Source organism: Mycobacterium simiae (assembly GCF_008370645.1).
In the GTDB taxonomy this organism is placed as follows: Bacteria; Actinomycetota; Actinomycetes; order Mycobacteriales; family Mycobacteriaceae; genus Mycobacterium; species Mycobacterium simiae_A.
In genome coordinates, this window is record NZ_VTZN01000104.1 from 1 (window position 1) to 19560 (window position 19560).

Sequence of the window (19560 nt, forward strand, 5' to 3'; positions counted from 1 at the left end):
CCGCCGTGGCCGGCCGTCCAACCCGAGTGCGCAGTGCCGGTCATCGGGTGGCCGCCGACGAAGCTAGCCCGCAGACCGGCGGCGGTGACTTCGTCGAGCACGGCGCACTTGACGCTGGTGACGTCTGTCAGCGGACAGGTGGGGGCAGACTCGCGAATGTGGGCGAGCATATTGGGCAAAGCTGGCATCGGCACGGCCAGCACAATCAACGCTTGAATGTCAGCGGCCCGGGCCAGTGTCGCGGCGAGATCGGTGCTGGCGTCGTACCCTTCTGACTGGGCGCCGTGGGCTCCCTCTACCGATCGGTTGTAGCCGAAGACATCACGGCCTGCCGCGGCGGTGGCCCGCATGATCGAACCACCGATCAGTCCCAGCCCGAGCACGCACACGGGTTTCCTCTGCACAACCCTAAGGTTGGCACACTTGTACGGGTTAGCGCGTGCTTGCACGTGCGGTCGCCGGCCACCGCCGGGGCTGGGCTTGTCTGGCCACAGGCCTGGTCAACGACTACCGTAAGCGCCCATGGGAGCACAACGGGCCTCAGCCCAAGGCCCTGCCGCCGACGCACCGGACGGTTTCGGCGTCGCCGTCGTACGTGAAGAGGGCAAGTGGCGCTGCGCAGCCATGGGTCCCAAAGCGCTGACCAGTCTGTCCGCGGCCGAGACCGAACTCCGGGAACTGCGCAGCTCCGGGGCCGTCTTCGGGCTCCTGGATATTGACGACGAGTTTTTCATTATCGTGCGTCCGGCGCCTGCGGGCACCCGCTTGTTGTTATCCGACGCCACCGCGGCGCTCGACTACGACATCGCCGCCGAGGTGCTGGACAGTCTAGACGCCGAGCTCGATCCCGATGACCTCGAGGATGCCGACCCTTTCGAAGAGGGCGACCTCAGCTTGTTGTCCGACGTCGGGCTACCCGAAGCGGTGTTGGGTGTCATCCTCGATGAGACTGATCTCTACGCCGACGAGCAGCTTGGGCGCATCGCCCGCGAGATGGGCTTCGCCGATCAGCTTTCGGCGGTGATCGACCGTCTCGGTCGGTGACCGGAAGCGCGGCGGCGCCGGGCGCTGGGGGTACCGCCCGCTTGCGGGGGACGGGTCGCCGCCATCAGACCGGGTCGGTGACCGGAAGCGCGGCGGCGCCGGGCGCACCGTGACCGCTGACGAAGATCTGATCCGTGCCGCCTTGGCGGTTGCCGTCAGCGCTGGTCCGCGTGATGTGCCGATCGGCGCGGTGGTCGTTGATGCCGACGGGACCGAACTGGCCAGGGCGGTCAATGCCCGCGAAGCGCTGGGGGATCCGACGGCGCACGCCGAAATCCTGGCGCTGCGGGCTGCGGCGGCGGTGCTCGGCGACGGGTGGCGGCTGGAGGGGACCACGCTGGCGGTCACTGTCGAGCCGTGCACCATGTGCGCGGGCGCTCTGGTCCTAGCCCGCGTTGCTCGCTTAGTGTTCGGCGCCTGGGAACCCAAGACCGGGGCAGTCGGCTCGTTGTGGGACGTGGTCCGTGACCGTCGCCTCAACCATCGCCCACAGGTACGTGGCGGGCTGCTGGCGCAGGACTGCGCCGCGCCGCTGGAAGACTTCTTCGCCCGCCAGCGATTGGGGTGACCGGCTCTCGGTTCGGTAAGCTGCTCGGCGGTGGCGTGTCCGAGCGGCCTAAGGAGCACGCCTCGAAAGCGTGTGACGGCTAACACCGTCCGAGGGTTCAAATCCCTCCGCCACCGCCGAATGTGTCGGGCCAGACGAGTCCGTCAGCCACTTACCAGCAACGGAAGTGAAATCGCGCCCGCGCCGCCCGTCACCACAATTACCCAGCGGCCATCGACGGGCAGCTTGACCTCGATTTCGAAGATCGCGAACCCGACCTCGGCACTAATCGCCGCCTCCGGCAACTCGAACGGCATGAGGAGCGGCTCGTCATCCGTTGGAGGCCAGATCTCGACGTCCACCCGCCGGTCCGGATTGCCGGTCTCGGTCTGAGTCAGCACAACGAGGAGGCATCGGGCTAATCGGTCGGCATCGACGGCGTATCTGAACAACACTCCGCCTGAGACGTTGAGTTTGTTGTTCACCGCCGATGCCGCTTCGGCCAGGAAAGCCCCCACAATCATCCTGCCGAACCTATCGCTGTCCCATGAGGCTCAGCCCGTGCCGTAGGGCTGCTGTTGTGGCTGCGGCGTACCACCGTAACCGAGCTGGGACGCGGTGTAGCGAGCGCCTTCGGTAACCGGGAGGGCCTGCACCGCGGTGCCATAGGCGCAGATCTCGGTCCACACGTCGCCGAGCTCGGTAGTGTCGAAGCGCATCCCGATGATCGCGTTGCCGCCTTTGGCACGTGCTTCGTTGATCAGCCGGGCCATCGCCTCGTTGCGGCTCTCTGCGAGATTCTTGGTCATGCCCTGCAGCTCGCCACCAAACATCGATTTGAACCCAGCGCCTATCTGGGAGAAGGCATTTAGTGATCGGACGGTCAGTCCGAAGACTTCGCCACACACGCGCTGGATCTCCCAACCGGGAAGGTCATTGGTAGTGACAACGAGCACCGGACAACCTTTCTGCAGGGCTAGCGACAGCCTGGTTCCCGGTGCAGGCTACCGCCCCGACGCCACTAGTGGCGCACCAGCGTGGCGTTCAGTGGCAGCAGACCACTGCACCGTCGGGCCTCGGACTGCGCCTGAAGGCCAACGGCGACCCCGGTAACGTTAGCGTGTTACCGACCGGCGATCAGCTGTCCCGCGCCCGTGTCAGAAGCCGAACGTTGGTGCCATCTCGCTGACCAGTATCGGAAGTGAGATCGCTCCGGTGTCGGCAGTCACCACAAGCACCCAACGACCGTCTCCAGGAAAGCGCAGCTGGATCTCGAAGAAGGCAAAACCGGGAAACTCGGCTACCGCCGCGTCGGGCACTTCAAACTGCAGACTGATCGGGTCACCCTCACCCGGGGGCCTCGCCTCGACATTGAGTTTCCGGTCGGAATCACCTGGCTCTGACTGCGTCAGCACCACCAGCACGAAGCGAGCCAGCCGATCAGGCCCGACCGCAAAGCGGGACAGCACGCCGCCCTGCACATTGAGCTTGTTATCTACCACTGCAGCCGCGTCGGCCAAGAAGGCGCCCGTAAGTATCACGCCGCTGAACCTTACACGTTGTCAGCAAACCCGCGGAATGCTATTGCCTGCCGCCGACACTTATCTTTCCGATTTTGCATACGAAAACTGTATGGCACTAATACAATAACTTCCGACAACGTTCACGGCTGGTATGCCTGGGCGGTGCCCGCACGGACCGGCGCAATACAGGAGACACCCATGCAGCCCATGTCTATTGATCCGGCAGCCGCCGACGTCGGTCGCCAGGTTGCCGACAATGCCTTCCAGGGTCTTGCGGCTGGTGCGATAGCGGCGACGTCGCTGATGTCCCTGGTGCCTGCGGGGGCTGAGGAAGTCTCGGCCCAGGCAGTAGCGGCGTTCACCGCCGAGGCCGCCCAGCTGCTGGCCCTCAATCAAGCAGCGCAAGAAGAGCTGCAGCAGGCCGGCAAGGCGTTTAGCGAGATTGCCCGGATGTACTCGGACATGGATGGGGCCGCGGCCGACAGTTTCTTCGGCGTTGGATCGCCGCCCAGCATCCGGTGACGCGGCGCGTAATCCTTAGCACGCATACAGGTCCTGGCCGCGGCAATTCTCCGACGCAAACGCGCGATACTGGGCACATGCCTGAGCGCCAGCCTGACCGCAATGTGCTGGGTGGTCCGTTGCAACCATGCGGTACCGACCCGCTCACTGGCTTCTACCGAGATGGCTGCTGTTCCACCGGTCCCGAAGATCTGGGCCGGCACACGATTTGCGCCGTGGTGACCGCCGAATTTCTGCAACACCAGCGGTCAATCGGCAACGACCTGTCGACGCCCGTGCCGGAATACCGTTTCCCGGGATTGCTGCCCGGCGACCGCTGGTGTGTGACCGCAGTGAACTGGCTGCGGGCCCACCAGGACGGCTGCCCTGCCCCAGTTGTGCTGGCCGCTACTCACGAGCGCACCCTTGAGGTAGTGCCGCTGGCTACGCTGCAGGAACACTCCGTCGACGTGCCCGACGACTTGACCAGCCTCTAGCGCGTCAAGGCACCTCGGTGTTGTACAGCCAGGCATCCCACAGTGGCCGCAGCGATTCCTCGGAGTAGTTCGCGGCAAGGCCGGTGAAGTCGCCGGTGACGGCAGTGCCATGGCGATAGCGCTCAGTCCAATCCCTCAGTAGGGCAAAGAATTTCTCGTCACCCAACCGCCGGCGCAGGGCATGCAGGGTCAGCGCGCCCCGCTTGTACACGCGGTCGTCGAACATCAGTCGCGGTCCGGGGTCGGTGAGCAGCAGATCTTGCGGCTGTGCCCGCAGCTGTTCGTGGTGCTGACCGGCGAGTTCGTCGGCACTGGGGCCGCCACTTTGCTCCGACCACAACCACTCGGCGTAGCTGGCGAATCCTTCGTGCAGCCAGATGTCGCGCCATTGCCGTGCGGTCACACTGTTGCCGAACCATTGATGTGCCAGTTCGTGCGCGACGAGCCGTTCACTGGCCCGCGTGCCGTCGCAGTGGTTAGCTCCAAAGATCGAAATTCCTTGGGCCTCAAGAGGTATGTCCAGGGGATCAGCGGTGATGACGACGGTGTACCCGTTCGCCAACGGGTAGCGCCCAAACAGTTCGATGAACAACGTCATCATCTGCGGTTGACGGGCGAAATCGTGATCGAACTTGGCCCTCAGCCGCCGCGGCAGCGCGGCCCGTATCGGCACCGGCGTCCTAGCTAGCCGCGTCATCTCGTACCCGCCGATCTGCACCGTCATGAGGTAGGTCGAGGTTGGTTCGGGTTGTTCGTAGGTCCACACGGTCTGCGACGCCCGCGCGCGCCGCGACACCAGCTTGCCGTTGGCGATCACCCGGTACCGGCTTTCGGTGCTGATCCGGATATGAAAGGCAGCCTTGGCGCTGGGGTGGTCGTTGCAGGGAAACCACGACGCGGCGCCGTTGGGTTGCCCGGCGACCAGCGCGCCGTCGGTCAGTTCCTCGAAACCGACATCGCCCCACAGTGTTTTGACCGGCCGAGGTGCGCCGTTGTAGTGCACGACGACTGACAGTGCGGCCCCGGTCGCCAGCTTGGCCGCCAACGTGATGCGCAACTTACCGTTGCGGTGGGCAAAGTGAGCAACGCGCTTGCCGTTGACCAGGATCTTCGACGCCTTCAGCGCATCGGAAAGATCCAGGCTGAACTCCTGCAACTCGATGAGGGTCACCGCGGTGATCAGGGCCGTTCCCGACAGCCGGTTGATCGCCACCTTGTACTGTAGGTCCAGTTCGTAGCGGGACACCCAGTAACCGAAGTTGCCGTTTTGCGGCAGGTAGGGATCGACGTCCTCAGCAGCCCGTCTGGCCGCCATTGCTGGTGCTCTCACGCCGCAGCATCCTTGAGGTCTGTCTCGGATGGCTTGTCGCCGCTTGACTTCTTGCGGCGAATCTCCCACGGCCGGATCGGATTTCCCTGCCAGTGTGTCGAGCCTGGCACCTCGTCGCCACGTACCACGAGTGACGCCGGGCCGACGGTCGCTCCGGCGCCCAAGCGGGCGGCGGGCAGCGCGACACAATGCGGACCCAGGGTGGACCCGGGTTCCAGGACGACGCTGTCCATCCGCATGATCCGGTCGTGAAACAGATGCGTCTGAACGACGCAACCACGGTTGACAGTGCAGCCCTCCCCGAGGGTCACGAGGTCGGCCTCCGGCAGCCAATAGCTTTCACACCAGGTGCCACGGCCGACTCGAGCGCCCATGCCACGTAGCCACAGGTTCAATACGGGCGTTCCGCTGGCCGCGCGGGCGAACCACGGCGCCGCGACGGTTTCGACGAACGTATCTGCCAGCTCGTTGCGCCACACAAACGATGACCACAAGGGGTACTCACTCGCCTTGATCCTGCCAATCACAAGCCATTTCGCCGTGATGGTGACCACGCCGGCGATCGCACCCGCGGCCAGCATGACCGGTCCGCTGCCCAGCGCCGCCCACCAGATCCCGTATCTCAACATCAGCGCCTGCAGCGCACCCAACACCGCCAGGCCGATCATGACCGTCACCATCACCGGTACCAGCCGCCACATTTCCACCGCGGCCCGCGTCACCTTCAATCGCAGCGGCGGGGCATAGGTGGTTTCGGCGTCTGCCTCCGCGGGACGGCGCCGCAGCCGCATCGGCGGGCTACCTAACCAGGAGGAGCCGCGCTTGGCCTTCGGTGGGGTCGCTGAGAGTACCGCCACGAGACCGTCGTCGGGGACGCGGCGTCCCGGCTGGGTGATCCCCGAGTTGCCTAGGAACGCCCGCCGGCCGACCGTTGTCGGCGCCGCGTAGATCCAGCCACCACCCAGCTCGTACGAGGCGACCATGGTGTCGTCGGCGAGAAACGCGCCGTCCTCGATCACGGTGAACGTGGGGATCAACAACGCGGTGGAGATCTCGGTGCCGCGCCCGACGCGGGCTCCCAAGATGCGCAACCAGATCGGTGTCAGCAGACTGGCATACAGCGGGAACAGGTAGTGCCGCGCGGCATCCATGAGCCGTTCTGTCATCCACAGCTGCCAGCCGGTCCGGCTGCGCACCGGGTGGTAACCCGCGCGCAAGCCGATCGACAGCACCCGTACCGCTATCACCGTGAGCAGCGCGTACACCGCGAGCCCCGCCAGCGCCGCTACCGGTGTGCACAGCAAGGCGGGCAGCACTGCTTGCGGGAGGCTGCGGGTATGGTGAACGGCCGCTACGATCACCGCCAGGCCCGTCGCTGCGGCCAGCAGCGGAAGAGCGGCCAGCAGCAGCGACGCAACTCCGTATACCGCAACCCAGTGTGAGCGGCGTGCCGGCCGCTCGTCAGGCCAGGGGTGGCGCGCCTTGCCCGACTTCACTGCGGGCGAGCCCTTCCAGTACTGGCCGTTCTTGATCTTGTCCAGCACCCCCGAACCGGGAGCCACGTCGGCATTTTTCCCGACGACCGCGCCGGGCAGCAGTGTGGTTCGGGTACCGATGGTCGCGTCGTTGCCGATTGTGATCGCTCCGACATGGAACGTGTCGCCGTCGATCCAATGCCCCCGCAGGTCTACTTCGGTTTCGATCGCGCTGCGGTGCCCAACCGTGAGCAGCCCGGTGACCGGCGGCATCGAATGCAGATCCACCCCCTTGCCGATCTCGGCGCCGAGTGCGCGGGCGTAATACACCAACCACGGCGCCCCCGCGAGGTTCTCGGCGCCGCTGGCCGCGGCCAGCCGCTCGGCGAACCACACCCGCAGGTGCACCCATCCGCCGCGGCGGTAGGCGCCCGGAGTGACGTTGCGCAGCACGACGCGGGCAAAGATGACCGCGAGGCCCATCCGTCCGACCGGCGTGACGAACACGACGAACGCGGTGGCCACCACCCACCAGTTGACCGCCACGGTCCACGGCACCACGTGCAGGGCGCGGGCGATGTTGTTGCCCACTGCCAGCCAGCTGACCCATTGCAGCGCTGCCAGTGTTGCCAGTGGTAGCGCCAAGGCCAGCTGGGCCAGTTGGCTCAGCCGGGGAGTGGGCGGCACTACGCGTTCGGTCACCTGCGGCGGCGGCTCGAGGTCGTCGAGAAACCCGGCGAGCGATCCCAGGCGCGGATGGTCATAGAGGTCGGCGACGGTGAGCTGCGGATACTGGTGCCGCAACGTCGCGACGAGCTGCGCGGCGGCCAGCGAGCCGCCGCCGAGCGCAAAGAAGTCTGCTTCCAAACCCGCCTTAGCACCGGAAATAGTGGCGCCCAGCAGCTCGCGCCACAACCTGGCCAGCCACCCCGCCGTGCCGGCCAGGTCGGTCGCCTCGTCGGTGTCGGTGTCGCCGGGCGGGGGCCAGGGCAGCGCGTCCCGATCAACTTTGCCCGATGTGCGCGTCGGCAGCTCCGCGATGTGCACCAGTCGCGGTACCAGTGCCGCGGGTAGCTGCTCGGCGAGTTGCCGGCGTGCCTTCGCGATGTCGAACGACGGATCGGCACTGACGACATAACCGACCAACACCGGTGTGCCGCTGGCGGTACGCCGCACCGCGGCCGCGCCTCCGCTGACCCCTGGTAGCTCAACCAGCGCCGAATCCACCTCACCCAACTCGATACGTCGGCCGCCGACCTTGACCTGGTCGTCGCTGCGTCCGCAGAAATACAACCCGTCGCGTTCCAGCCGGACCAAATCACCGCTGCGGTAGGCGCGCGGCCAGCCCAATGTCGGCATGGGGGCGTACTTTTCGGAGTCTTTATCCTTGTCCAGGTAGCGAGCCAGCCCTACTCCGCCGATCACCAACTCACCGACTTCGCCGTAGCCGACCGGCTGACCGTCGGTGCTCACGACGGCCAGGTCCCAGCCTGCCAGCGGCAGTCCGATGCTGATCGGTGCGGCGCCGTCGAGTCTGGCGGCGCACGCGACCACAGTGGCCTCGGTCGGGCCGTAGGTGTTCCACACTTCGCGCCCGTCCACGGCGAGCCGCTCGGCGAGCTCGGCCGGGCAGGACTCCCCGCCAAAGATCAACAGCCGCACCGCCTCCAACGCTTCTGCCGGCCACAGCGCAGCTAACGACGGCACCGTGGAGACCACCGTCACGTCGCGCGTTACCAACCACGGACCCAGGTCCATCCCACTGCGCACCAGCGATCGTGGCGCCGGCACCAGGCAAGCACCGTGGCGCCAGGCCAGCCACATCTCCTCGCACGATGCGTCGAATGCCACCGACAACCCGGCCAGTACCCGATCGCCCGGCCCAATAGGGTTGTCCTGTAGAAACATTCGTGCCTCAGCGTCGACGAACGCGGCTGCGCTGCGGTGAGTGACCGCAACGCCTTTGGGTGTGCCGGTCGATCCGGACGTGAAGATGATCCATGCGTCGTCGCGCAGCAGCGGCGCTCCGGCTCGCCAGCCACGCGAGGCGCCCAGCGTTCGTTCGATGCCGGACTCGGTGATGATCGCGACGACATCGGCCTCCCGAAAGACCAATTCGGCTCGTTCGTCGGGATCGTCGGCGTCTACCGGCACGTATGCCGCGCCGGTGGCCAGAACGGCCAGGATCGCCACATACAACGAATAGCTGCCCGAGGGCATCCGGATGCCGATCCGGTCGCCGCGGCCGACACCCCGGGAGGCCAGCCAGGCCACGCCGGCCGTCATATCGTCGATCAGCTCGCTGTAGGTAAGCTGCGCGGCGCCGTCGTCGATCGCCGCGGCGTCCGGGTAGCGGGCCGCGGTGTCGTAGATGATGTCGATCAGGGTGCGCGGCTGCGGTGCGGCAGCCGACAGCAGATAATGTGCGGGAATCTTAGGCGTCACCACCATAGGAACCCTACCCACGCGATGGGCGTCCAGAGTGCCGCTAGGGCCGTGGGCGAGACCAAAGCTAGGGCCGTCATGGCAATCTCGGTGCGGCATCTCGTCAGCGCCCGTTGAGCCGGCCGCGAAATTGGTGTCCTGAAATGTCAAATAATTGTCTCCTATTGTCAAGACTGGCCCGGGGGGTGTTGGTGCACAGTGGGTAGGCGGAGCTTCCGGCCCAGTTCGTCCACGAGGGCATCCCGCGCAGACGGAAAGGTGCTGCGCGCGGGCCTGGTCGACGATGACCACTTGCGGTTCGCTCCATCGCCAACCGCTACCAGACCCGAACTGGTCGGACGGCCGACGCCGGTTGGGCGGCCCAAGCATTGTGAGGAGCACACGATGGAACTGATGTCACCGGTCGACGCGCTATTCCTGGCAGCGGAGTCGCGCGAGCACCCACTACACGTCGGCGCGTTGCAGCTATTCCAGCCGCCCGCAGGCGCGGGACGGGCATTCGTGCGCGAGACCCATCAAGCGATGCTCGCATGCCAGGACATAGCGCCGCTATTCCGTCGCCGCCCCAGGACGTTGTCCGGTGCGATCACCAACCTCGGTTGGTCGATCGACCGCGACGTCGACCTCAGTTACCACGTGCGGCGGTCGGCCTTGCCTGCCCCCGGCCGGGTGCGCGAGTTGCTCGAGCTGACCTCGAGGCTGCACGCCAATCTGCTCGACCGGCACCGTCCGCTGTGGGAAACACACGTGATCGAGGGACTCAAAGATGGACGTTTTGCCGTCTATTCGAAGATGCACCACGCACTGATCGACGGCGTATCCGGGCTTGCCCTGATGCGGCAGTCACTCCAGGTCGACCCGCACGACGCCTTCCGTGCGGCCTGGTCGCCGGCGACTTCGCGTTCGCTGCGTGGTCGTGACCGCCGTGGCCGCCTGCATCAAATCGGTGAGATGCTGGGATCCGTTGCCGGGCTGGCCCCCTCGACGCTGCGGCTGGCCCATGCAGCGTTGCTGCAACAACGACTGACGCTGCCCTTCGGGACGCCTCGCACCATACTCAACGTTGCCGTCGGGGGCGCGCGGCGCTGCGCGGCACAGTCCTGGGACTTGGACCGGGTCGCGATGGTCAAAGACGCTGCAGGAGTGAGTCTTAACGACGTCGTGTTGGCGATGTGCGCGGGCGCCCTGCGTGCCTATCTCGACGAGAGAGAGGCATTGCCCGACGCGCCACTGGTGGCGATGGTCCCGGTGAGCTTGCGCGGCGAACACGATGCGGTAGGCGGCAACATGGTTGGTGCGGTGTTGTGTAACTTGGCAACGCACCTCGACGATCCAGCGGACCGCTTGGACGCTATCCACGCCTCGATGCGCGACAACAAGAAAGTGCTTGCCCCGCTGCCGCGGGCACAAGCGCTGGCGTTGTCGCTGCTGCTGCTGAGCCCGGCGGCGCTCAATACTGTGCCCGGCCTGGGCCGGGCGGCTCCGCCGCCGTTCAACGTGTGCATCTCGAATGTGCCCGGCGTGCACGAGCCGAGATACTGCAATGGCGCCCGGCTGGTTGGCAACTACCCGATGTCGCTGGTGCTCGATGGGCAAGCGCTCAACATCACGCTGACGAGTACCGCCGACAGTCTCGACTTCGGGCTGGTTGGCTGCCGCCGTAGCGTCCCGCACCTGCAGCGCCTGCTCGGGCATCTGGAAACGTCGTTGAAGGAGTTGGAGCGCGCCGTCGGCCTTTGATTGATTGTGCCGAGGTGGGCCGGTCATGCCCGCGGTGTTGCAGGACCGCGGGTCAGGTTGCGATAGCTTGCCGGGCCCATTCCGAACCACCTTTTGCACGATCGGGTGAGCACGCTTTGTTCGGCGTAGCCCAGCTCACGGGCCAGGTGCGACAGGCTCATGGCGGTAGTGCGCAGGTAGCGGTCGGCGGTGTTTTTACGGACCCCGTCAACCACAGCGGCAAAACTGGTGGCCTGGTCACCGAGTCTGCGCTGCAGCGTCTTTGGGTGCAGGTGAAATTGGGTGGCAACCACGTCGAGCGTCGCCGCACCGGTGGGCAACAGTTGGCGGACGATAGTGCGCACCGATTCCACGATCCCGGCACCGAGTGGGGTGATGCTGCTGAGATAGTCGACGACGGCGCGGTGGGCGAGGTCGTCGTGATGTAACGGGCGGCTCAGGTCGGCGGCGCGCACGGTGAAACCGGCGGTGCGTTCGGCGAAGGACGGCGTGCACCCGAAGTACTTCGCATAGCTGGCCTTCGGCGTCAGCGGGTCGTGCGGCAGATGCACCGACATCGCCGCGTACTGCGCGCCCATCAGCAGCCGGAATACCCCGAGCGAGACGCCCAGCGCCAGCTCCATCGTCTGCGGACACGCAATTGGCTCCTCAAGTGCCAAGTCGAGGGCGATGAACGATCGTTGCCGGCCAACAAGCGGCTTGATGTAGAGAACGATCACCGGGCTGTATGCCGCCATGAATGTGGTGAAGATCGCTAACGCGTCGGCCACGGTCGCGGCGGTGCGGGCCGCGACGCCGACTGGCCCCAAAATCTCGATGCCTTGTCGTCGCGCCAGCCGCCGCCCGAAATCCGGTGTGGCGGTGTCTGCTGCGGCCGACTCGAGTGCCCTGATGGTCGCCCGGATCGGAATGAAGGCGTCGTAGTTGCCAACATCTTGGTCCCGGATGCCCGTAGCACGCAGCAAGGCGGCCGGGTCGCCGCCCAATTCGGAGACCAGGCTGGGGTAGTTCGAGAGCGCGGTACCGCGCACCACGGACATGCCGTTGAGACTCTGCGGACGGTGGCGGCATGTCAAGCACCCCGAGCCGCGTGCAGTCGGCACCGACGGTCGCCTAATGTCGGTGATTGCAGGGTTGGGCCAACCGCTGACCCCTCTGATCGGAGTCATATCATGCGTGAACTCAGCGTCCCGGCAGATTTCACGGTCGCAGGAAACGACCACCTCGCCGGCAGCGTGTACGTACACGAACGCGAAGACCCCGACCAGGTGATCTTTCAGCGCCTCGTCGACGGCGTGTGGACGGATGTGACCTGCGCCCAGGCCGCCCACCAGATCCGCGCCACCGGGCTTGGCTTGATCGCCGAAAATGTGAAAGCTGGCGACCGAGTAGCCATTCTGTCGGCCACCCGATACGAGTGGGTGATCCTCGACTACGCGATCCTGTCGGTGGGCGCGGTCACCGTCCCGATCTACGACACCTCCTCGGCCGAGCAAGTGCGCTGGGTGCTGGAGGACTCTGGCGCGGTGCTGGCTATCGCCGAGACCGAGGCGCATGCCCATTTGATCAAGGACCTCAGCGCGGAATTACCGAGCCTGCGCAAGGTCTTGCAGCTCGAGTCAAGCGGCCCGACGGCACTCAAGGAGCTGGTCGCGGCCGGTGAATCGGTGGACGTCGGCCAGCTCGACGAGCGGCTGGCGGCGTTGCGGGCCGCCGACCCGGCCACGCTGATCTACACCTCCGGTACCACGGGCCGCCCCAAAGGTTGTCAGCTGTCCCACTCCAACTTGTTGTACGAGACGCGCGGTGCGGCGTCGTGCTTTCCCGACCAGCTGCGTAAGGGTGAGCGGCTGCTGGTTTTTCTGCCGCTCGCGCATGTGCTGGCACGCGCGCTGTCGATGTCGGCGTTCGCCAACAAAGTCACCATCGGCTACACCAGCGACATCAAGAACCTGATGGCCACGCTGGCCGCCTTCAAGCCAACGTTGGTGGTGTCGGTGCCGCGGGTGTTCGAAAAGGTTTACAACACAGCCGAGTTAAGGGCACAAGACAGCGGTCGGGGCAGGATTTTCGACATGGCCGCTCGTACCGCGATCCAGTGGAGCACGGCGCAGGACGCCGGCGGTCCCGGTCTGCTGCTGCGGACCAGACATGCCCTGTTCGATCGGCTGGTGTACGGCAAGCTACGTGCCGCGCTGGGCGGTGACTGCCATGCCGCGGTCTCCGGGGGTGCTCCGCTGGGTAAGCGGTTGTGTCACTTCTACCGCGGGATCGGGCTGACCATCTACGAGGGCTACGGCCTGACCGAGACCAGCTCGGCGATCACCGTGAACCGCGTCGGTGAAGAGCGGGTCGGCACCGTCGGGAAGTTGTTGCCCGGCAACAGCATGGCGATCGCCAACGACGGCGAGGTGCTGGTGCGCGGCGGCGTGGTGTTCAACGGCTATTGGCGTAACGAGAAGGCCACCGCCGAGGCGATCGTCGGCGGATGGTTCCACACCGGCGACCTCGGGTCAATCGACAACGACGGCTTCCTGTCGATCGTTGGCCGCAAGAAGGAGATTATCGTGACCGCGGGCGGCAAGAACGTGGCTCCGGCAGTGCTGGAGGATCAGCTACGGGCGCACCCCTTGATCAGCCAGGCGATGGTGGTGGGGGACAACAGGCCGTTTGTGGGTGCGTTGATCGCGGTCGACCCCGAGGGCTTTGCCGTGTGGAAGCAGCACCACGGCAAAGAAGCCAGCGCGGCGGTAGCGGATCTGATCGACGATCCGGACTTGCTCAGCGAGATCGATCAAGCCGTCGGTCAAGCGAATTCAGTTGTTTCCCAAGCGGAATCGATCCGTAAATTCCGCATCCTGCCGATCGACTTCACCGTCCTGACCGGCGAGCTGACCCCAACGCTCAAGGTGAAACGCAACGTGGTGGCACAACGCTTCGCCAACGAGATCGAGTCGCTGTACACCAAGCGCTGACCGCGGCGGCGGTGTCGCAACTTTCCCGAGGTGATCGGTGCCACCGGATTCGCTTAACCACCAACCGTTTTGCCGGACGAGTTGGTGCGCTGGTACGAACCATCGGGTCGCCGGGCTGACGCGTTGCTCCCGCCGAGGACCAATGGCCGCCAGCGCGGGGCCTAAAGACCCGCCTCAACAGCCCGGCTCATCGGTAGCGTCTGGTCCACAGCGGTATTGCAAGACTGGGCAGGAGTGCGGCGATGACCGTATTGATGACGGGGTTTCCCGGTTTTCTCGGCAGCGCGTTACTGCCGGGCATCCTCACCCGCACGGACAGCACGGCAATTTGCCTGGTGCAGTCCAAGTTCGCCGCATTGGCAAACCAGCGGGTGGCTGAGTTGAGTTCTGCTGATCCGTCTTTGCGCGGACGCATTGAACTCGTCGAGGGTGATATCACCCAGCCGGGGCTGGGCCTGGCTGCGGCCACCCTGAGTGAGGTCACCGAGGCGTGGCACCTTGCTGCCGCCTATGACTTGGCGGTGGCTCGTGAGGTGGCCGTGCGGATCAACGTAGACGGCACCCGCAACGTCCTGAACGCACTTGAAAACTGTCCGAAGTTGACCCGCCTGCACTACTTCAGCACGTGCTATGTGAGCGGGCGCTATGCCGGTCCGTTCAGTGAGGACGACCTGGAGGTTGGTGCGCCATTCAACAATTTCTACGAGGAGACCAAGCACCTCGCGGAGGCCGATGTGCGCAGGCGGATGTCGGCGGGGATGCCAGCAACGATCTATCGACCCGCTATTGTCGTCGGTGACAGTCGCACGGGTGAGACGCAGAAGTTTGACGGGCCTTACTTCATCATGCAGTGGCTGTTACGCCAGCCAAGGTACGCGATCTTGCCGGTCGCGGGAGATCCCACCACGACACGGGTCAACGTAGTTCCGCGGGACTTCGTCGTTGACGCGGTGAACTATCTGAGCGGACTGTCCGTTTCAGCAGGCCGCACCTACAATCTCGCCGATCCGCAGCCGCTAACAGTCGACGAGATGACAGCCGTGCTGGCCCGGGTGATCGGCCGTGAGCTGGTCAAGGTCCGGCTGCCGCGCAAGCTGGCGAAGGCGGCCCTGGCCCACGTTCCCGGGGTCTACCGGCTCATGCGGATCCCGCCCGAGGCGGTCGACTACTTCGCCCATCCCACTTTCTATTTGACCGATCACTGCCGTGCCGACCTGGCCAACGCCCCGGTGACCGGCCCACCTCCGTTCGCCAGCTACGTCGATCGGCTCGTGCAGTTCATGCGTTGTCATCCAGAAGTCGGTTCCGCGGCGATGTTCTAGCAGTACCGAACCGGGGCGCATCAACCTCGTAAAGGCGGGTGTGTAATAGCTGCATGGAGTTTATGATGCCCACCGACTCGATGTTTCTCTTCGCCGAATCGCGAGAGCATCCCATGCACGTGGGAGGCTTGTCGTTGTTCGAGCCGCCGCCGGGGGCCGGCCCGGAATTTGTCCGCCAGTTCTATGAGGCTTTGGTTGCCAACGACGAATTTCAGCCGACGTTCCGTAAACATCCCGCGACGATCGGGGGCGGAATCGCCCGGGTGGCATGGGCCTACGACGACGAGGTCGACGTGGACTACCACGTGCGACGTTCGGCGTTGCCGTCGCCTGGGCGGGTACGTGACCTGCTCGAGCTGACCTCGAGGCTGCACACCAGCCTGCTGGACCGCTACCGCCCACTGTGGGAACTGCACGTGGTAGAGGGTCTGAGCGACGGCCGCTTCGCCATGTACACCAAGATGCACCACGCCCTGGTCGACGGGGTGTCGGCGATGAAGCTGCAGCAGCGCACCTTGTCGGCCGACCCCAACGACACCGAGGTGCGGGCGATGTGGAACCTGCCGAGGCGGATGCGCCCGGAGTCCGGCAGTTCGTCGTCTCCGTTGGGATCGCTGGTCAAACTAGCGGGATCGGTTGTGGGACTTGCGCCTTCGACGTTGAAGCTGGCCCGTGCCGCACTGTTCGAGCAGCAACTGACGCTGCCGTTTGCGGCGCCGCACACAATGTTCAACGTCAAGATCGGAGGAGCGCGCCGATGTGCTGCGCAATCCTGGTCGCTGGAGCGCGTGAAGGCCGTCAAACAAGCTGCCGGAGTAACGGTCAACGACGCAGTCCTGGCCATGTGCGCCGGTGCGCTGCGCTACTACCTGATCGAGCAAGATGCGCTGCCACGCACCCCGCTAATCGCGATGGTTCCGGTGAGCCTGCGCTCGAAGGAGGAAGCCGACAGCGGCGGCAACCAAGTGGGCAGCATTCTGTGCAACCTCGCCACCAACGTCGAGGACCCCGCGGAGCGGATCCAGACCATCAGCGCGTCGATGCGCGGCAACAAGAAGGTGCTCTCGGAATTGCCGCGGTTGCAGGTGCTCGCGTTGTCCGCGCTCAACATGGCGCCGCTCACGCTGGCCGGTGTTCCGGGTTTCCTATCGACCATGCCGCCGCCATTCAACATCGTCATTTCGAACGTGCCGGGAGGCTCAGAGCCGTTGTACTACGGGGGCGCCCGACTCGACGGTGGCTATCCGCTGTCCAACATCCCCGACGGCCAAGCGCTGAACATCACGCTGGTGACCAACGCGGACAGCCTTGACTTCGGACTAGTCGGATGCCGGCGCAGCGTGCCGAGCTTGCAGCGGCTGCTGCTGCACCTGGAGGCGTCGCTGAAGGATTTGGAACAGGCCGTCGGGGTCTGAAAGGGCGCTGACGCATGCCTAGGCGCAGTGCCGGGTTGTTGGTGTATCGGGCGCCGGCCGGGGTTGTCGAGGTTCTCCTCGCACATCCCGGCGGTCCGTTCTGGGCACGCAGAGACGGCGGGGCGTGGTCGATCCCGAAGGGCGAGTACACCGGCGACGAGGACCCCTGGGCGGCAGCGCAGCGAGAGTTTTCCGAGGAGCTCGGGTTGCCGGTACCGGACGGGCCGCGAATTGAGTTGGGTCGGGCGAGACAACCGGGCGGCAAGGTGGTGACCGCCTTCGCCGTGCGCGCCAACCTCGACCTCACCGACGTGCGCAGCAACACCTTCGAGCTGGAATGGCCTCAGGGCTCAGGAGGGGTGCGGAAATTCCCGGAAGTCGATCGGGTCGGTTGGTTCCCGGTGGTGCAGGCGCGCGACAAACTGGTTACCGGACAGCGCGCTTTCCTGGATCGGCTGATGGCAGACCCTTCGGTGGCAGGCTTAACCGAGGGCTCGTAAGCAGTATCCAAACCTTGCCGAGGCAGATCGAGAATTACCTGGTGGCAATGCTGCGCCGATCCTTGGATCGGCTCCGGAACACGACGAGCGCAATCGCCGCCGCCACAGCGACAGCCAGCAGCGCGCCGGCGAGCAACAGCACTCCGATGGGGATGGCGACGGTGTCGTAGACAACCACTACTTGCCGGTACGTCTCGTCGTTGGGTGCGTTGGCGAACGTGAAATCCGTAGAGATGCGGGAGGTCTCGTTGACATCAACCACGGTCTTGGTCAAGTAGGAGCCATGGTTTGCGACCAATTCCCGCAACACCGGGTCACGGACGTCATCGGCAAGATTGCCGGCGAACTGGACTTGAGTGGTCTGCGCTGATCGGTCTGTGTCGGTGCGTTGCTGCCGGTGGTCAGCCAAGGTATAGACGACGACATGTTGGGGGTCCGGCGCGGCAACGGAAAGTCGCATCGGATAGACCAGCTGCGACGAACGAAAGCTCATCCGCACCGGATTGAGACCGCCCACGATCGGTGCTGTACTGGTCAACCGCATCGCGACGAACGCCCAACCTTCGCGCACGTAGGGATCGAGCGCTGCAGCTACCGCTGGTCGGATGGCATAGCCGTTGTCGGTTAACCAGACCTGCAGACCGCCGAGGTCACCGCCGGCCAAAGTGGTGGCCGCTAGCGGCCCGAGGTGCACTTGATTGACCACGGCCGGGGCCCGGGCGGCTGCGGCGTCGAGGTCTGCGGGGGCACTGGCACCGAGCCCCACGCCCCAATGTCGTCGATGCTGAATTTGGGGTGCGGTCAGCGCGTCTAGCTCCAGAAAGGTGGCTTTGTCACCCGCGGTGACGGTCGCCGGTGTGGGGGTGGGCACCACCAGCGCGACGTTGTCCGTCGTCGCGTCCATCGCGACTTGCATGATGATGGTCTCCGTCGTTCCATCCCAATGCACTAGCGCGACTTCATGATTCATGGTGGCGTGGGCGCCGCCGGGAGAGATTGCGGCACCACACGCGCAAGCATGGGTCGGCGCGGCCAGCGCGGTGGCGCCCACAGCCACGATAGCCAGCACAAAAGCCGGCAGAAAAGCGACGGACCGGAACTGGCACCCGCGTAGCACCGCCATAGCGCCGATGCTACGCGGCCCTGTGACGGTGACCACATGCCGCGACCGTACTAAGCCGCAGTGTGACGCCTGGCCGGCTGTTCGCTAACGGTACTGCGGGTGCTAGGCGCTGTGGTCGTCGCTGTCGGTTGAAGGCGGCGCGGCCAGGATGATGGAGATCGGTATGGGCGTGGATATCTCGAACTTGCCCTGCTCGTCGTAATAGGCGCCGATGGTGTATTCACCGCCGATCTCGATGGGAAACGAAAGCTCTTGAGTGAAGCACCGGTACTTGGAGGGTCTGTCGCCATCGTCGGGCCAGTGCCAACTGGCTTTGAGGGTTCCGCGCGGCACGCCGGCAGGATCTTTGCACACCACGTGGAGTTCTGGGTCATAGTCCGAGCCTGCTGTCGCATGCACCACCAGAACGACTGGAAGCTTTGCCCAGAGCGGGATTTGGTCGACCTGAAACCAGGTCATTGGAATGCGCGTGGCATTGATCGCGCCGTATTCGTCGAGCGTGGCGGTGCCCGCAACGAACAGTGAAGATACGTGCAGCATCACGACATCTTAAGGCTGTCGGATTGCTGAAGCGGAAAGTTCTCATCCAGGCGCGCCGCGCCGATATCCGGGGGTCGCATGCGGCAGTTGTGCGGTGCAGCTGCGGCCAGAGGCGTGGTGTATTCAGATTGGCGGAATTTTCCACCGCCGCAATGCCTGCCCAACGGGTCAGGCTATCGAGTTCTTGTACACCACGCCTTTGGGCGTGGCCTCCGATCGCATTGACCTAGAAGCCGACAGGGTTCTTATGAGTCGACGTCGTCGACCACGAAGATTGCCCACGAGTACGCGACGTCCGCCTCTTGGAAAAGGGCTTCATGGCTCATCAGGTATCTCCTTTGTCGCTATTTCAAGTGCCGCGCCGAAATTCGCAGCCGTACCACAATGCCCGACACGGCACACATGCGTTATCCACCGATCAGGTGGATCTCGCGACTAATTCCGGGTAGTACGAACGGCTGACAATGGGGGTCCCCCATCCGGGGGACAAGCGGTTCTTGAGGTTAGGCCAAGGTGACGCCGAACCAGCGGGTAAGCGCACGATCAAGCTCGTCGAGGTCGGGCGTCGGCGCCGCGGACGCCC

Annotated in this window: 18 protein-coding genes and 1 tRNA gene; 10 read left to right on the forward strand and 9 right to left on the reverse strand. The window is 65.1% G+C overall.

The genetic code is table 11. The features are described 5' to 3' along the window. On the reverse strand, nt 1-389 hold a 389-nt coding region (locus tag F0Q45_RS16370; protein ID WP_149654955.1), incomplete at its 3' end, for a prephenate dehydrogenase/arogenate dehydrogenase family protein. A gap of 133 nt (nt 390-522) precedes the next feature. On the opposite strand from F0Q45_RS16370, the gene F0Q45_RS16375 reads away from it, so the two are divergent. The 3 genes from F0Q45_RS16375 (at nt 523) to F0Q45_RS16385 (ending at nt 1728) form a co-directional block, all read left to right on the forward strand. Continuing rightward, on the forward strand, nt 523-1044 hold the full coding sequence (locus F0Q45_RS16375) for a tRNA adenosine deaminase-associated protein (protein WP_149654941.1): 522 nt from the start codon (nt 523-525) through the stop codon (nt 1042-1044). A 109-nt stretch (nt 1045-1153) separates the two neighbouring features. Next, nucleotides 1154-1612: a nucleoside deaminase gene (locus tag F0Q45_RS16380; RefSeq protein ID WP_149654942.1), complete on the forward strand. Its 459-nt coding sequence runs from the start codon at nt 1154-1156 to the stop codon at nt 1610-1612. 29 nt (nt 1613-1641) lie between these two features. Next, a tRNA-Ser gene (locus tag F0Q45_RS16385) sits at nt 1642-1728 on the forward strand. A 27-nt stretch (nt 1729-1755) separates the two neighbouring features. Here the strand turns inward: F0Q45_RS16385 and F0Q45_RS16390 are convergent. The 3 genes from F0Q45_RS16390 to F0Q45_RS16400 all read right to left on the reverse strand — a co-directional run bounded on the left by F0Q45_RS16390 (nt 1756) and on the right by F0Q45_RS16400 (nt 3132). Beyond that, nucleotides 1756-2115: a hypothetical protein gene (locus F0Q45_RS16390; RefSeq protein ID WP_149654943.1), complete on the reverse strand. Its 360-nt coding sequence runs from the start codon at nt 2113-2115 to the stop codon at nt 1756-1758. A 30-nt stretch (nt 2116-2145) separates the two neighbouring features. Then, nucleotides 2146-2547: a YbjQ family protein gene (locus F0Q45_RS16395; protein WP_149654944.1), complete on the reverse strand. Its 402-nt coding sequence runs from the start codon at nt 2545-2547 to the stop codon at nt 2146-2148. Nucleotides 2548-2748: 201 nt separating this feature from the next. Further along, entirely contained in the window at nt 2749-3132 is a 384-nt protein-coding gene (locus tag F0Q45_RS16400; protein WP_149654945.1) for a hypothetical protein, read from the reverse strand. A gap of 180 nt (nt 3133-3312) precedes the next feature. On the opposite strand from F0Q45_RS16400, the gene F0Q45_RS16405 reads away from it, so the two are divergent. Both F0Q45_RS16405 and F0Q45_RS16410 read left to right on the forward strand, forming a co-directional pair. Beyond that, on the forward strand, nt 3313-3636 hold the full coding sequence (locus F0Q45_RS16405; protein WP_149654946.1) for a PE family protein: 324 nt from the start codon (nt 3313-3315) through the stop codon (nt 3634-3636). 77 nt (nt 3637-3713) lie between these two features. Then, nucleotides 3714-4112: a DUF2237 family protein gene (locus F0Q45_RS16410; RefSeq protein WP_149654947.1), complete on the forward strand. Its 399-nt coding sequence runs from the start codon at nt 3714-3716 to the stop codon at nt 4110-4112. Nucleotides 4113-4116: 4 nt separating this feature from the next. Here the strand turns inward: F0Q45_RS16410 and F0Q45_RS16415 are convergent, their stop codons facing one another. Both F0Q45_RS16415 and F0Q45_RS16420 read right to left on the reverse strand, forming a co-directional pair. Then, the gene (locus F0Q45_RS16415; protein ID WP_188112987.1) at nt 4117-5427 is read right to left on the reverse strand and encodes a M1 family metallopeptidase; all 1311 of its coding nucleotides are present in this window, start codon (nt 5425-5427) and stop codon (nt 4117-4119) included. An 11-nt stretch (nt 5428-5438) separates the two neighbouring features. Next, nucleotides 5439-9368 carry a Pls/PosA family non-ribosomal peptide synthetase gene (locus F0Q45_RS16420; RefSeq protein ID WP_149654956.1) on the reverse strand — a complete coding sequence of 1310 codons (3930 nt, stop codon included), beginning with the start codon at nt 9366-9368 and terminating at the stop codon, nt 5439-5441. Nucleotides 9369-9755: 387 nt separating this feature from the next. Here F0Q45_RS16420 and F0Q45_RS16425 point away from each other — a divergent pair, with 387 nt between their 5' ends. Then, nucleotides 9756-11102 (forward strand): WS/DGAT/MGAT family O-acyltransferase, encoded by a 1347-nt coding sequence (locus F0Q45_RS16425; RefSeq protein WP_149654957.1) that lies wholly within the window; start codon nt 9756-9758, stop codon nt 11100-11102. 23 nt (nt 11103-11125) lie between these two features. Here the strand turns inward: F0Q45_RS16425 and F0Q45_RS16430 are convergent, their stop codons facing one another. Next, nucleotides 11126-12142: an AraC family transcriptional regulator gene (locus F0Q45_RS16430; RefSeq protein WP_149654949.1), complete on the reverse strand. Its 1017-nt coding sequence runs from the start codon at nt 12140-12142 to the stop codon at nt 11126-11128. A gap of 132 nt (nt 12143-12274) precedes the next feature. On the opposite strand from F0Q45_RS16430, the gene F0Q45_RS16435 reads away from it, so the two are divergent. The 4 genes from F0Q45_RS16435 to F0Q45_RS16450 all read left to right on the forward strand — a co-directional run bounded on the left by F0Q45_RS16435 (nt 12275) and on the right by F0Q45_RS16450 (nt 17314). Beyond that, a complete protein-coding gene (locus F0Q45_RS16435; RefSeq protein WP_149654950.1) occupies nt 12275-14077 on the forward strand; it encodes an AMP-dependent synthetase/ligase in 1803 nt (600 codons plus the stop codon). 242 nt (nt 14078-14319) lie between these two features. Then, entirely contained in the window at nt 14320-15399 is a 1080-nt protein-coding gene (locus F0Q45_RS16440) for an SDR family oxidoreductase (RefSeq protein WP_149654951.1), read from the forward strand. A gap of 53 nt (nt 15400-15452) precedes the next feature. Continuing rightward, nucleotides 15453-16814, forward strand: coding sequence for a WS/DGAT/MGAT family O-acyltransferase (locus F0Q45_RS16445; protein ID WP_149654952.1), 1362 nt, complete (start codon nt 15453-15455; stop codon nt 16812-16814). A gap of 14 nt (nt 16815-16828) precedes the next feature. After that, entirely contained in the window at nt 16829-17314 is a 486-nt protein-coding gene (locus F0Q45_RS16450; RefSeq protein WP_149654953.1) for an NUDIX domain-containing protein, read from the forward strand. 34 nt (nt 17315-17348) lie between these two features. Here the strand turns inward: F0Q45_RS16450 and F0Q45_RS16455 are convergent, their stop codons facing one another. Further along, nucleotides 17349-18437, reverse strand: coding sequence for a DUF2330 domain-containing protein (locus tag F0Q45_RS16455; RefSeq protein WP_149654954.1), 1089 nt, complete (start codon nt 18435-18437; stop codon nt 17349-17351). A gap of 102 nt (nt 18438-18539) precedes the next feature. Next, a complete protein-coding gene (locus tag F0Q45_RS16460; RefSeq protein ID WP_262491036.1) occupies nt 18540-18980 on the reverse strand; it encodes a hypothetical protein in 441 nt (146 codons plus the stop codon). Nucleotides 18981-19560: the final 580 nt, after the last annotated feature.